The 14,219-nt window shown below is 43.0% G+C and carries 16 protein-coding genes; 14 read left to right on the top strand and 2 right to left on the bottom strand.

Features of this window, described 5'->3' with window-relative positions:
• Positions 1–50 precede the first annotated feature (50 nt).
• The 14 genes from AK825_RS10550 (at position 51) to AK825_RS10485 (ending at position 12,410) form a co-directional block, all read left to right on the top strand.
• Positions 51–1,394 (top strand): XdhC/CoxI family protein, encoded by a 1,344-nt coding sequence (locus tag AK825_RS10550; RefSeq protein ID WP_068037138.1) that lies wholly within the window; start codon positions 51–53, stop codon positions 1,392–1,394.
• Positions 1,391–2,146, top strand: a complete 756-nt coding sequence (locus AK825_RS10545) for an NTP transferase domain-containing protein (protein ID WP_068037135.1) — start codon at positions 1,391–1,393, stop codon at positions 2,144–2,146. Before AK825_RS10550 ends, AK825_RS10545 begins: the two co-directional genes overlap by 4 nt.
• Before the next feature lie 244 nt (positions 2,147–2,390).
• Entirely contained in the window at positions 2,391–3,698 is a 1,308-nt protein-coding gene (glp, locus tag AK825_RS10540) for a gephyrin-like molybdotransferase Glp (RefSeq protein WP_068037133.1), read from the top strand.
• A gap of 131 nt (positions 3,699–3,829) precedes the next feature.
• Positions 3,830–4,954 (top strand): GTP 3',8-cyclase MoaA, encoded by a 1,125-nt coding sequence (gene moaA, locus AK825_RS10535; RefSeq protein WP_068037130.1) that lies wholly within the window; start codon positions 3,830–3,832, stop codon positions 4,952–4,954.
• A 109-nt stretch (positions 4,955–5,063) separates the two neighbouring features.
• The gene (moaB, locus tag AK825_RS10530; RefSeq protein WP_068037126.1) at positions 5,064–5,594 is read left to right on the top strand and encodes a molybdenum cofactor biosynthesis protein B; all 531 of its coding nucleotides are present in this window, start codon (positions 5,064–5,066) and stop codon (positions 5,592–5,594) included.
• Positions 5,587–6,342: an NTP transferase domain-containing protein gene (locus AK825_RS10525; RefSeq protein WP_068037124.1), complete on the top strand. Its 756-nt coding sequence runs from the start codon at positions 5,587–5,589 to the stop codon at positions 6,340–6,342. Before moaB ends, AK825_RS10525 begins: the two co-directional genes overlap by 8 nt.
• A 21-nt stretch (positions 6,343–6,363) precedes the next feature.
• Positions 6,364–6,885 (top strand): cyclic pyranopterin monophosphate synthase MoaC, encoded by a 522-nt coding sequence (gene moaC, locus AK825_RS10520; protein WP_068037122.1) that lies wholly within the window; start codon positions 6,364–6,366, stop codon positions 6,883–6,885.
• Positions 6,886–6,964: 79 nt separating this feature from the next.
• Positions 6,965–7,246, top strand: a complete 282-nt coding sequence (locus AK825_RS10515) for a MoaD/ThiS family protein (RefSeq protein ID WP_068037119.1) — start codon at positions 6,965–6,967, stop codon at positions 7,244–7,246.
• A 50-nt stretch (positions 7,247–7,296) separates the two neighbouring features.
• A complete protein-coding gene (locus AK825_RS10510; RefSeq protein WP_068037115.1) occupies positions 7,297–7,788 on the top strand; it encodes a molybdenum cofactor biosynthesis protein MoaE in 492 nt (163 codons plus the stop codon).
• Positions 7,781–8,599, top strand: a complete 819-nt coding sequence (gene modA, locus AK825_RS10505) for a molybdate ABC transporter substrate-binding protein (protein WP_068037113.1) — start codon at positions 7,781–7,783, stop codon at positions 8,597–8,599. The genes AK825_RS10510 and modA overlap by 8 nt, the downstream gene beginning before the upstream one ends.
• A 48-nt stretch (positions 8,600–8,647) precedes the next feature.
• Positions 8,648–9,346: a molybdate ABC transporter permease subunit gene (gene modB / locus AK825_RS10500; RefSeq protein ID WP_068037110.1), complete on the top strand. Its 699-nt coding sequence runs from the start codon at positions 8,648–8,650 to the stop codon at positions 9,344–9,346.
• 286 nt (positions 9,347–9,632) lie between these two features.
• The gene (locus AK825_RS10495; RefSeq protein ID WP_068037108.1) at positions 9,633–10,496 is read left to right on the top strand and encodes a universal stress protein; all 864 of its coding nucleotides are present in this window, start codon (positions 9,633–9,635) and stop codon (positions 10,494–10,496) included.
• 460 nt (positions 10,497–10,956) lie between these two features.
• A complete protein-coding gene (locus tag AK825_RS10490; RefSeq protein WP_068037105.1) occupies positions 10,957–12,045 on the top strand; it encodes an NAD(P)-dependent alcohol dehydrogenase in 1,089 nt (362 codons plus the stop codon).
• 77 nt (positions 12,046–12,122) lie between these two features.
• Positions 12,123–12,410 (top strand): DUF4031 domain-containing protein, encoded by a 288-nt coding sequence (locus tag AK825_RS10485; RefSeq protein WP_068037102.1) that lies wholly within the window; start codon positions 12,123–12,125, stop codon positions 12,408–12,410.
• Positions 12,411–12,597: 187 nt separating this feature from the next.
• Here the strand turns inward: AK825_RS10485 and AK825_RS10480 are convergent, their stop codons facing one another.
• Positions 12,598–13,116, bottom strand: a complete 519-nt coding sequence (locus AK825_RS10480) for a DUF302 domain-containing protein (protein WP_068037099.1) — start codon at positions 13,114–13,116, stop codon at positions 12,598–12,600.
• A 154-nt stretch (positions 13,117–13,270) separates the two neighbouring features.
• The gene (locus AK825_RS10475; protein ID WP_068037096.1) at positions 13,271–14,182 is read right to left on the bottom strand and encodes a LysR family transcriptional regulator; all 912 of its coding nucleotides are present in this window, start codon (positions 14,180–14,182) and stop codon (positions 13,271–13,273) included.
• Positions 14,183–14,219: the final 37 nt, after the last annotated feature.

Here is a 14,219-nt window from a genome sequence, read left to right as displayed (position 1 = left end):
AACTGTTTATAACATAAGCAACTTATAACATAAGCAAAACAAGAGGCGTTATGAATCAAATCGCTGACATTCTTAAGCTGGCACGCGAGGCTCAGCAACAAAACGTTGATGCTGTATTGGCAACGGTGGTCCGTACCGAAGGCTCAGCATATCGTCGTGCTGGCGCTATGATGCTTATATGCGCAGATGGACGCTCGGTCGGAATGATAAGTGGTGGCTGCCTTGAGCCGCATATTATCAAACGTGCCTTTTGGCTTACTCGTAATGGCGCTAATGTCCAAGTTTATCAAACGGGCGATGATATTGAATACACTGAAAATGGCGAAGCGAAAGCAGCTGCTAAAGAAGAGACGTCCAAAGACGATTTTTTAAATGTTGATTTCCATGATGAGCCAGATCTTGATTTAGACGAGTTGAATTTTGGCTTAGGATGTAATGGACGGGTACATGTTTTGTTTGAGCGCTTAACGACAGCGACGGCGCTTTTGGATGTTATTGGTCAAGTTCGAGGTACGCAGCAACTTGTCAAAATAGCCACATTAATTCGCTCTGCTAGTCGCCAAAACTCAAATCCTGAACTGCAAATCGGTATGCGCGTTAATTTAGATGATTATACCGAGTCAGGACAAATTACGACTATAGGCGCTAATGGCATTGGCACTAATCGTATTGGTACTAATAACAGCTTAAATCAATCCGGGTCTGATGCTTCAAATACTCTTATCAATACGGTTGAATATTTAGCACAGTATGAGCTTGGTGATAAAAATGCCGAATACGTCGTTTTAAAAGATGATGACAATGATGACAATGTTAATTTAACAACAGAGTGGCTGGTACAAAGATTAGAGTCACAAATCCGTCTGCTGATTTGCGGTGCAGGCAATGATGTCATGCCGCTGGTCACCATGGCAAAGCTGCAAGATTGGCATGTCACCGTTGTAGACAGTCGTGCGCAATATGCTACGCGTATGCGTTTTCCGCAAGCAGATGAAGTGCTGCCGCTAGCGTTAGAAGATACCGATACTCTACTCAAACTTAGCGATAATGCTGCCGTCGCTTTGATGTCGCATAGCCTTAGCCAAGATCGCGCTCGCCTTGCTGTATTACTAGCGCATGCCAATCATTATCAGTACCTTGGGCAATTGGGGCCGCGCTATCGTACCGAGCGTCTGATTGAAGAAATCAGTGCTACTAACGTCAATCCTGCGGGTTTATCTGTTGGTATAAACAAATTACATTATCCTATCGGCTATAAGTTAGGTGGCGATGGCCCCGAAGCTTTAGCTCTGGGTATCATGGCGCAAATAAATGCGGTCATGCATAATCAAGCATCGCCAGCTAAATGTGTAGATTTAGCAAATAGCGATATAGCTATGATGAGCCACGCATGATGACTCAAAACCATGCCGTTATTGTTTTAGCAAGTGGATTAAGCCAGCGTTTGGGTCAAGTGAAGCAACTCCTCAACAAAGATGGTGAGCCATTAATCTGCTATATGACCAAGCTTGCATTAGCGACCCAGCCGCAAGCCATTATCATTGTTATTCCTGAAGATAATCTATTAATAGCCAGTGCGATTACCGAGTTAGCTACTCAGCATGACAATGTTCACACGATAATGAATCCAATACCCGAAACAGGGATGGCGCATAGTTTATATTTAGGTATTAAAGCGTTAAATCGTTTGGATAGTGCCGATAGCTGCGATAGCTTATTAATCAATCGAGTATTAATCATGGGCGTTGATCAAATTTTACTCGATGAGGAGCATTTGCTAACCTTGCTAGCAGGTACACAGACGGTGGTTGCAAGTGGCTATAGTAGTTTGGAAAATTGGAGCAACTGGCAGGATTTAGATGAGAAAGCTGTTATTGATAAGAAAAATGCTATTGATGAGACAACCGCTACTGAAACCCTTAAAAAAGATATCATTGGACTGCCTTTATCGATTGATTACGAGTTGCTAAAACAATGGCAAGCATTGCTAACAGGGGATAAAGGGCTGCGTTACTTAATTAGAGGACTGCCAACTAGTCAGATAAGTACTGTGGATAATCATCAGCTCAGTTATGATATTGACACGCCTGAGCAACTCGCTCATGCTAGAGCACAGAGATGGCTGGATAGAGTCGATTTAATTTAAAAGTAATATAGTGCTACGGATATAAGTTTTTCTGGCCTGCTGTGCCTACGCAGACAGAGGCTGCGAAAAACTTATATCCGTAGCACGTTATAGTAAGTGTAATTTCCTTATCTTGAACTAATTATAGTTGATCTAGTAATGATAATAAAAACAGACCAAGAGACTGCTTGCATCGTTGAAATCTTTTTGCCTTCTATTTTTTAACCTTTTGTCCCACTACTATAAATAAAAAGAGTAACCCTTTATGATTACCATGGAAGAATTGCAGTCAGCGATAAAGCTGCGCGTAGAAAAATATAACAATAACGACTTTTCCCTAAAACAAAGAGCAGTCGATACTTGCAAGCTACTGGACAGCCGCAATCAAATACTGGCGCAAGATATCAAATCAATTTTTGATGTGCCAAGACAAAATCTATCCGCGATGGATGGTTATGCGATTGCTCAAGGCAGTACGTTATCGAAAGACAGCACGATTGAAATCATTGGCGAGTCACAAGCGGGCAGTGCTTACACTGGTGAGTTAGCAGCAGGACAAGGCGTGCGTATTTTCACAGGCGCAGTCGTGCCAGATAGCTGTGATACGGTCATTATGCAAGAGAATACAAATTTTGCGGAAATAAAAGACACGCTCGATAAATCTCAGCCTTATGCTATAACGCTCACACAAACTGCTCAAATCGATAGCAATATTCGTCGACAAGGCGAAGAGATAAAATCAGGTGAAGCCGTCTTAAAAGTAGGCAAACGTATTAATCCTGCTGATATTAGCTTACTTGCCAATTTAGGCATTAGCCAAGTGAAGCTATTTGAACCACTTATCGTAGGGGTGCTCGCGACCGGTGATGAACTCGTTGCTGTTGGTGATGAGCTCACAAGCTTAGCGCAGATATATAACTCCAATACCCCAACTCTTAAAACCTTGCTGACAGACTTGCCGATTACCATTCGTGATTATGGCATTATCCCTGATGATTTGGATAAGACGACTGCCGCTGTCAACGAAGCCATGCAAGACTGTGACGTACTGATTTCTACAGCTGGCGTGTCGGTGGGAGATTATGATTTTTTGACCACAGTGATTGAGCAGCTCGGGCAGATTAACCATTACAAAGTAGCGATGAAACCTGGTAAGCCCTTCGTGTTTGGTGAGTTATTTGGTGAATTGAATAAAGATTTAGATAAGCCCGTATTGTACTTTGGCTTACCTGGCAATCCGTTATCCACTGTCGTCGGGGCGCTACAATTTGTGATTCCAGCGTTGTGGCAGATGTCAGGCGCTAGCGTGTCAGAGCAACCCATGCAACTCAACGTCAAAGCCACGCTCACCAATGACATTAGAAAATCAGTCGGTCGCAAAGACTTTCAACGTGGGGTATTATCACAAGGTAAGGCAGGAAACTATCAAGTTGAGTGTTTCTCAAGTCAGCAATCGCATAGAATCAAACAACTTAGTCGTGCCAATTGCTTTATCGTTTTAGATAAAGACAGCGGTGATGTGGCAGCAAATAGTAAGGTGATCGTGCAACCTTTTCCTTGGTTGCATAGCTAAGTGAGCGTTTGCTAATTTACTATAAGATGACTACAAGAAAAGTTGAAGATAAACGCTACAATAGGTTGATAAACGATAAGCATAAGTAGTAAAGCAGCGCTTGTGATTAGCAATACTGATGGCAGTAATATATGAATAATGACAACGTTAAAATAGGCAGCGCTCAAATATATTCGCCTACCTCAGAGTCCTCTATATTCGATAGCTATAGGCCGTCGTCTGTTGCTGCGCCTGTTGTTTACGATACTACTTGTGCTACTGATGATGCTATTAAAAACCATCAGCCCCTAACCGATGGCTTCTCTCGTCGTCTGACTTACTTGCGTCTATCCATCACCGACTTTTGCAACTTTCGCTGTGAATACTGTCTACCCAATGGCTATCAAGGCAAGCGCCCTGATGACGAGCTTAGCATCCCTGAGATTGCCACGCTTATTCGCGGCTTTGCCCAAGTTGGTACTAAAAAGGTCAGAATCACAGGCGGTGAGCCCTCCATTCGCCGCGACGTCGTTGAGATTATCCAAACTATTAAACAGACACCGGGCATTGAGACTGTTGCTATGACTAGTAATGGTTATAAACTTGGTAAGCACCTAGCTAGTTGGCAAGCCGCTGGACTAAATCAACTCAACATCAGCATGGACAGCTTTGATGCCGCCACCTTTTATAAGATGACGGGCTTTAATACCTTGCCGCAGCTGCTCGTTGATATGGATACCTTATTAGAAACCACGGATATCAAATTAAAGATAAACAGTGTACTGATGGCAGAGACCGCTTTTGAGAATCTAGTCACCGCCATCGACTATGTCAAAGACAGACCTGTCACTTACCGCTTTATTGAATTTATGCAAACCAGTGATAACAGTGATTTGTTCTTTGCCCAGCATGCGCACTCCGATACCATCATCGACTATCTCATAGAGCAAGGTTGGCAACCGCATGAACGGGGTAGTAGCGATGGCCCAGCAGTAGAATACAGTCATCCAGACTATGTTGGACGCATTGGTATGATTGCCCCTTACGCTGAACACTTCTGTGATACCTGTAACCGTCTACGGGTCAGTAGCCAAGGCCGTGTACATCTGTGTTTATTTGACCAAGGCAACTACGATATCCGTCAGCATTTGCAAACAAACGATGTGCAAGGACTCGTTGATACCTTACATCGCTTTATGCCAATCAAACCTGAACATCATCATTTGCATGAGTCCAATAGCGGTATTATGCATAACCTATCGATTATCGGTGGTTAGGTTGTCGGATTTATAGGTTAGTCTGATTTATATTTTTTTATCTCTAATAATAAGAAGTTAATCATTATTCTTTTAACGACTTAGTTTTACATCTATTAAGGAAACCTTTATGAGCAAGCCTGCTGCCGAGTTTATCCCCCTTAACATTGCTATTCTAACCGTTTCTGACAGTCGCACCCTTGCAGAAGATACCTCAGGGCAGTATCTAGCAGATAGCTTGACCGAAGCAGGTCATACCTTAGCTGATCGCAAGATCATTACCGACGATATCTATCAGATAAGAGCCGTTATCAGCGGCTGGATTGCTGATCCAAAAGTCCATGCCGTGATTACCACAGGTGGTACCGGTTTCTATATCAGAGACAGTATGCCAGAGGCGGTGAATGTCTTGTTTGATAAATCGATTGATGGCTTTGGTGAGATGTTCCGCTTAATCTCAAAAGATGAGATTGGCATGTCAACGGTACAGTCGCGCGCGATTGCGGGGATGGCAAATGGTACGGGTATTTTCTGTCTACCGGGTTCGTCAGGCGCGTGCCGTACAGGTTGGGAGAGTATCTTAAAAGAGCAGTTTGATAGCCGTACGCGTCCGTGCAATTTTGTGCCACACTTTATGCGTACTAACCCTAGTCATGATTGATACTGTAAACCGTTTAGATAGCTTGGCAGGTGTGGTCATTTTAGCGGGCGGCGCGTCTAGCCGTATGGGCACGCCTAAAGCGGAACTCATCCTACCTACAGGTGAGCGCCTGATTGATTATCATGTGCGGCATGCATTAAATTTAAACACTCCAATTATGATTGCTGATAATGGACGCGGTTTTTGCGTTGAATCAGCGCTAAAAGTCAGCAACTCGCAAGCATCTATTATTCATATTGCTGATTATGGCGCTGACCATGTTGATGGGCAGAATAGTAACAGCCAAATTGATACAGGTGGTGCGTTAGTCGCTATCGAGTCGGCCCTGCAAACCATGGTAAATACTTATTTATCAGATGCTTTAGTAAAAAAACAATCATCGTGGCTGCTGGTTATCAGCTGTGATAGCTTAATATCGGCCATAGATTTATGGCAAAAGTTACAGTCTTCAGCAATGCAAGCAACTGATAGTCAAGCTACCGAAAGCGAAACAACAGATAGCCAAGCAGTTGATAAAAAAGTAATTTGCTTAACCGATGACAGCCATTTATATCCATTGTTAGGACTTTATCAATTAAGCGTTGAGCCTGACTTAAAAGCTTATATTGATAGCGGACAGCGGCGAGTAATGCAATTCATCAAACCTATTGTACAAGCTGTACCATTTGAAAAAAACTGGCAGCACTTGACCAATTTTAATACGCCTGAGGAATTTAAGCGTGCCTGTGCATCGTTAAGTGATTTATAAAAAATGTAAGAGAAACTATAAATGAATAGCAAGAGTCAGGAAAATAACCAATCTGCTGTAACCCAATCCGCTTTATCGCATTTAGACAGTGACGGCGATATCACTATGGTGGATGTCAGTGGCAAGACCGCCACAACACGAGAAGCCAACGCGGTTGGACAAGTGCGTTTTCCCAGCGAGATTTATCAACAAATCAAAGCTGCCGATGGCATGACTAAAAAGGGTAGCATTACTCAAACCGCGCATATCGCCGGCATCATGGCCGCCAAGCGCACCCACGATCTTATTCCACTGTGCCATCCACTACCATTAGATAAGATTGGTTTAACCTTTAAATATGATGATGCACTGAATAGTATTATCGTCAGCGGCACTGTCAAAGTCACTCATAAAACAGGGGTCGAGATGGAAGCCTTAACCGCTGTGAGTATTGCTTGCCTGACCATCTATGACATGACTAAAGCCATATCACATGATATCGTTATTGATAATGTTCGTTTGATAACAAAAACGGGCGGTAAATCAGATTATAGTCATGCTTAAAAGAGTAAATACGTTTTGAGAACCAGCGATGTTATGCAACAGAGCTGAGCTGGATAGTTTGACAAGAATGGAGAATATTATGAGTACTTTAGAGGTAGCAACCAACACCGCAGCCACCATGAATATCAACGTCCTATACTTTGCTAGTCTAGCCGACGAAGCCAACTGCCAACAAGAAACCGTCAGCGTGCAGCAGTCGACCTCATTGACTGAGCTGTATCAGCAGCTTAGCCAAAAGCATCGTTTTAGTCGTCCGCAGTCAGAGCTGCGCGTTGCTGTGAATGATTACTTTGCTAAATGGACAGATCAGATTAATGATGGCGACAGTGTGGTATTTATCACCCCAGTCGCTGGTGGTTAAGTTTTAGTAGACAGCTTCATATTTAACAAGACAGAAAATAGAGACAGCAAATGACAGACAACGTTCATAGCCATTCAATGACCATCAAACGTAGCGTTGATGAGGTATACCAATTAGCTAAACGCGATGGCTTTGCCTTATTAGACATGGCTATCGACGAAGACAGACTTAAAAACACCCTTGATAATGACAGTTGTGGTGCTTTTGTCTGCTTTGAGGGTCGCGTGCGCAATCATAATAATGCCAGCAGCGTTGATCGTTTAACGTACTACGGTTACGAAGACTTAGCGCTGAATCAAGGTCGTGCCATTATTGAGGAAGCTAAACAGCGTTTTGAGATTACTCATGCCATTGCTATTCACCGTATTGGCGCATTAGAGATAGGTGATGTGGCAGTATGGGTAGGGGTCGTCTCTGCCCATCGTTATCCGGCTTTTGATGCTTGCCGCTGGATACTCGATACCATCAAGGCGGACATTCCGGTATGGAAGCAGGAATATTATGAGGATGATTCTTCTAAATGGCTGAGTAATAATGGTTAAAACAGCGGTTTTAGTTGGTGCGGTACTGGCTTTAAGTGCATGCACGCAGGAGAATACTACAAATACAGCTTCTGCTGCTGATACTACTGAGCAAACACAAACGCTACGTATCGCTGCTGCTGCCAATTTATCTGACGTACTGCCTGCCATTGTAGAAAGCTATAAAACAGATAAAGGCTTACCTAACCAAGATATAGATGTTACTTACGCCTCTTCTGGTAAGTTATACGCGCAGATTAAAGCGGGTGCACCTTACGATATATTTTTATCAGCCAATCAAGAATTCCCTGCCAAATTAGCTATTGATAGCTCCCAAAGCGAAATGTCTCATCAACCTTTTACCTATGCGCAAGGTCAACTAGTGCTCTATAGTGTCACTAAATCTTTGGTTGGGCTGAAACCATCGGCATTGACTGATTTATTCATGAGCGATACCAATGCCAAAATAACCATTGCCAGTCCTGAGCTTGCGCCTTATGGTGCATCGGCAAAATCTTATCTACAAGCGCAACATGTGTATGATGTTTTGGATAAGCAAAAACGTTTAATACAAGCGGAAAATATTGGTCAAGCGTTTCAATATGCGCATACTGGTAGTGTTGATTATGGTTTTGTTGCGCAATCACAAATTATAGCTATTAAAGCCACGCCTGAGCAGTTCGTTACCCTAGCGCCCGATTCTTATCCGGCTATCCTGCAAGACGGTATTATAATCAGTGACACCTCTACGGCAACAGACTTCAGCGATTATTTAACCTCCAAAGCAGGACAACAACACTTCTCACAAGCGGGCTATCTAGCGGTTCAATAGTGATTCATTAAATACAATAAACCCTTTAACGCAACGAGCAATGACATCATGATAGCCCCATCCCTAATGTCAAACATGCTTAGCCCGTTTCTAGTCAGCATCAAGCTTGCTACTGTTACCACCTTATGCTTATTACTCTTTGCCACACCTGTCGCTTATTGGCTTGCTAAGCCCAGTCGTGGGCAACTGATTGCACGTCTTAAAGTTATACTTATGGGCATTATCGCCATGCCACTCGTACTACCCCCTACCGTCATTGGTTTTTATTTATTACTCCTACTAAGCCCTAGCATGGGTATTGGCAAGTGGCTCAGTGAACACAACATCAGCCCTTTGATCTTTACCTTTGAAGGTCTGGTCATCGGCTCTATCATTTATTCCTTACCTTTCTATATTCAGCCTGTCTATGCCCAATTTTTACGTATACCGCAAAGCGTCATGGAGATGGCGCATTTATTAGAGCCCAGCCGTCTAAGACGCTTTATCAGAGTCGCGCTCCCACAAGCAAAGGTAGGTATTATTTTGGGCAGCCTCATCAGCTTTGCTCATACTATTGGTGAGTTTGGGGTGGTGCTCATGATAGGCGGCAGTATCTCCGGCGAGACCAAAGTCGTATCCATCGCAATCTATGAGCAAGTTGAGGCGCTCAACTACGAAGCCGCGCACCTGATGTCAGGTATTCTTATCGTTATAGGCATGGTTATGGTGGCGCTGATTGCCAGTGTGAATAGGCTGAATGGGCGCTAATCTATACAAATCGTAAAAGTACATCTTGAAACGGTTATCCAATGATAGAGATGATATGCTAAATAGTATGATCATCGCCTGAGTCTATAACCCCTAAGCTATTGTATTTTAATGATTATAGGTGTGGATCTATAAGTCGGGTTGTACGTCCGTTACTGCAGCAGTAATGAGCTTGCTTAGTAGTCAGCTAGCAACGATTTCTGTAGTGACAGACGCAATGCAATAGCGTTATTGACGCGCATTGATAACTCTATCCATTCGATAATTAGAAATTTAAGGATGAATCATGAAAACAGAACAGCACGTTTTAGCCTGTATTGACGGCTCAGCGGTTACTGAATCGGTTTGTGATTATGCGGCATGGTATGCCAGCAGGTTGGGTCTACCGGTTGGGTTACTGCATGTTAGCGATGTTCCGGCGTCGACCAGACGTGACTTATCAGGAGCGATAGGAATCAATAGTCGTGAATATTTATTAGAAGAATTAACAGAATTGGATGAAAAAAGAGCAAAGGTTGTGAACAGTTATAGCAATGCCTTGGTACAAGATGCAAAAAGCTATCTGCAAAGTAGCTTTGAAGATGTAGAAGTTAATATTTATCAACGTCGCGGTAAATTGTTACCTGCCATTGAACATTTTAAAGAAGAAAATCGTGCCATCATTATGGGGCGTCGCGGCGAAGATCATAAGAACAGCCGCATCAATATCGGCAGCCAAATCGAAACTGTCGCACGAGCATCAAGCATACCTGTCTTGATTTGCTCAGAGAAATTTGAAGAGCCCAGGTCATACATGGTCGCATTTGATGCTAGTAAAACCGCTATCAAAGCTACACAGATGGTGGCAAGAAGTGAGCTATTAAAAGGGTTGCAAGGTTATATCGTGATGGTAGGTAATGACAAAGACGCCGCCAAAAAAAGTCTTGCTGATGCCGTTGAACATATAACGTCAGCGGGTTTTAAGGTAGAGGCTCATCATTTGCCTGAGCTTGATGCTGTTGATGGACTGTTGTCGTTTCAGATAGATAATGATGTCGATATTATTGTGGTTGGTGCTTATGGCCACTCTAAATTGCAGCGCTTGTTTCTTGGCAGCACTACTACAGAAATCATCGCCAGCACACTGACACCGGTGATTTTGGTGCGCTAAGACATGTCAGACGTTGAAATTATTGCAAGATAGCTAGGCGAGGTTGAAGGGTTAATATGGTAGTTAGATCTACAATGACTACTGTAACTGCCTGCCGAATCAATGCCTGACATAGCGCGCGGAAAAGTTAGAGGAGATTGTGCTGTATTCCTAGCCTCTGACGACTCTAACTACATGCATGGTTCTAACGTATTTATGGATGGTGGCTGGATTCTTGGTAGATAGAAATCATTTTGAGAATAAGCTTAAAGAACAACTTTAAAGAGAATTGATATCTCAAGAGAGATGTAGAGGCAGACTAGCTTTTGTGTCTCTTTTTGAGCTTAAACGACTGAGCAGTAATATACTGAGTAGTAATCTATATTGAAATCAGATTGTCATTGTTGAGGCGTAGCTAAATTATAAGCATATGGCTCCTGAGAGAAACTAGCTGAAGTAACTAATTGAAGAGGTAATACTAATGGATATTAAAGCAGCAGTAACTCATAACCAAGGCGCGGCGTTCGAATTAGAGCCTGTACAGCTTGCAACGCCTGAGATTGACGAGATACGGGTTAAAATTATTGCAGCTGGCGTCTGTCATACTGATGTGGTCGCGCGTGATATGGGCATAGCGCCATTTCCTATCGTACTGGGTCATGAAGGGTCTGGGATAGTGGATGCTGTCGGCGCAGGGGTAACTGATTTGCAAGTCGGTGATCATGTAGTGTTATCATTTGCGCACTGCGGTAATTGTGGGCATTGCCTGACGGGTCATCCAACCGTTTGCGACACTTTTAATGAGCTGAACTTCGGTGGTGCGATGGACGATGGCACCCGTAGACTTGCGCAAGATGGTGAGACGCTGGCGACTTTTTTTGGACAGTCCTCATTTGCCACTTATGCGATTGCTAAGTCTAGAAATGCCGTGAAAGTCGATCCGGATGTCGATTTAGCGCTACTTGGACCGTTAGGATGTGGTATTCAGACTGGCGCTGGAACGGTGTTAAATCGTCTAAAGCCAGAGTTTGGTTCTAGTATCGTGATTTATGGTGCTGGTGCAGTTGGCCTCAGTGCAGTGATGGCAGCCAAGATTGTTGGCTGTCAGCATATCATTGCCGTTGATGTACATGATAGTCGTCTTGAGCTGGCAAAAGAGCTTGGCGCGACCCATACTCTCAACGGTAAAAATGTCGATGTCGTAATAGAAGTCAAAAAAATAACTGACGGTGGCAGCCACTATGCCGTTGAAACCACAGGCGTGCCTACGGTTGTTAAGCAATCATTGAATGCCTTGCGATCTTTGGGTACAGTCGCAATTGTCGGTATTACACCAGAGATGAATATTGATGTCCATAATGACTTGATGGCCGAAGGTAAGAGCATGATTGGCGTCATCGAAGGCGACTCTATTCCTCGAGTATTTATTCCACAGTTGATTACTTACTTTAAAACTGGTCAATTCCCATTTGATAAATTGGTTAAGTTTTACGATTTTGAGGACATTAACCAAGCGTTTGAAGATTCGGCAAGTGGCATTACCATTAAGCCGATTCTGAAAGTAGGTTAATAATCAAAACGTAAAGTTAAGTTAGTTTTGTATTAAAATAAAACCAAATTATTTAAAAATCTCAAAGGTACAGCTCTATGGCGATATACGTCGATTTTATGCAGATAGAATTTAAAGGCTATAAATGGTGCCACATGCTGGCAGATACCCTGCAAGAGTTGCATGATTTTGCCGCACTAATTGAAGTGGATGAGCGTTTATTCCACCGTAATGCCAGTTATCCGCACTATGATGTCACGGTACAAATGCGAGAGATAGCGATTGAATATGGCGCTATTCCTGCTGGTCGAAAAAAGATTATCGAATGTGCAAAGAAGTTGAAAGTAGAGTTACATGAGCAAATAGCACGGTCTGAGGATTGCTAATAAGTTAATCTTTCAAAGACCTAAAAAAGGTGGGAGTGCCTTTGCATCCCACCTTTTTTTGTTCAGATTTTCACCCAAAGCTTATAACATTCCCAAAAATTAGAGTAGCAAGGAAAACGAGTGCAAGTACTACATCTAGTAGATTAAGCGAGTTTAACGCTGTTAATCGTATTTTTTGGGAACGGTATTACTTTGCAATAGCTGCTTTACTAACACCATCAAGGGCTTTTGCGATATTCGCTAACTGGGTATCACAACCTTTTATATTATGACGGTCTTTGAGATATTCAGGATTGTTGTACGACAACCAAACTTTTTTATCAGCATCTTCACTGATGAGGATTTTTTGCGGCAAGTCGATAGCGACGCTTTGCTCGCAATTCATCAATGGCGTACCCGCTTTCGGATTACCAAACATAATCACTTGCGTCGGTCTTAATGTTAAATCGACACCTTGCGCATTTTTCTGATGATCGACGCGCGCAAATACTTTCATGCCTTTGCTTTCAATAATTGCCGCTAGCTTATCAGCGGTATCTTGAACGGAGTGATTACTTTGCATCGTAATCAGACCCTTTTCAGCATTGATAGCAGTCATCGTTTCTGGCGTCGACTGCACCTTATCCGGCGCGTTTAAAATATTTTCAACACTGGCGCAAGAGGATACGGCCAAAGCTAGGGCAGCGATAGAGATAATCTTAAGCATAAAAAAATCCTTTTTTATTGTGGTCGTTTATTCAGCGAGTCATGGCTGACAACATCGAATATTCATTGTGAACCATAACATTGTGCGTAATAAACTGCGTATAGTAAAGGGTCGCATTACAACACCTCTTAAAGAATGACTAAGCCAAAACTAATTACACAGCCAAACGCTCTGCTAGATAATCTACGAGCAACCTAATCTTTGGTGATAAATGACGGTTGTGCGGATAGACGGCCCAGATACTTTCCTCGGGCTCTCTATAGTTATCTAGTAAGCTGACCAGCGCGCCTGATGCTAAGTACTTTTGCACATAATAATCAGGTAGCTGCACAATACCCAGACCTTTTAACGCAGCATCAACTAGGCTATGACCACTGTTATATTGCACCGTGCCAGACACGCGCAGGTTTTTTTCTTTATTAGCATCTTTGCCAGAATCTGTTTTTCTAGAACCTGTTTCTTTAAAATCTATAAAGTGCCAATAATCACGAGTGCCAAGTAAGCAGTTATGTTGGCTTAGCTCGGACAGAACATGAGGCGTGCCGTATTTTTCGAGATAAGCGGGCGCAGCACAAACGAAGTTGGTACGACGGCTAAGTTTTTTTGCCATCATCGTCGAATCGCTTAATTTACCAATACGAATCGCTAAATCATAGCCGCCATCAACCAAGTCGATTTTTTGATTACTCAAAAATGCCGTCACTTCGATATCACTATATTGCACCATGAAATCATTGACCAGTGGCAATAATTGCTGCTCGCCATAAGTGACAGGAGCGGTCAGTTTAATCCTGCCTTGGGGTTTTGATTGTAAGTTACTTACTGCTTGCTCAGCGGCATCCAAGCCATCGAGTACACTGCGGCAATGCTGATAAAATACGCGGCCTTCCTCAGTCAGTGATACCTTACGAGTTGTACGATATAGCAATTTAATATTGAGACGTTTCTCTAAAGCGCTTATCTGCCGACTGACTTGCGCGGTTGAGACGCCCAATTCTTTTGCAGCGCGCGTAAAGCTCTCGTACTCCGCCACATAGACGAACTCGCTAATACCATCCCAGCGCATGATTATTACCACTGTGTAAAAGATATTTGTAAATATA

The organism is Psychrobacter sp. P11G5, assembly GCF_001593305.1.
In the GTDB taxonomy this organism is placed as follows: domain Bacteria; phylum Pseudomonadota; class Gammaproteobacteria; order Pseudomonadales; family Moraxellaceae; genus Psychrobacter.
Note: the sequence above shows the minus strand (reverse complement) of the source record. Positions and strands in the feature narration are given on the sequence as shown.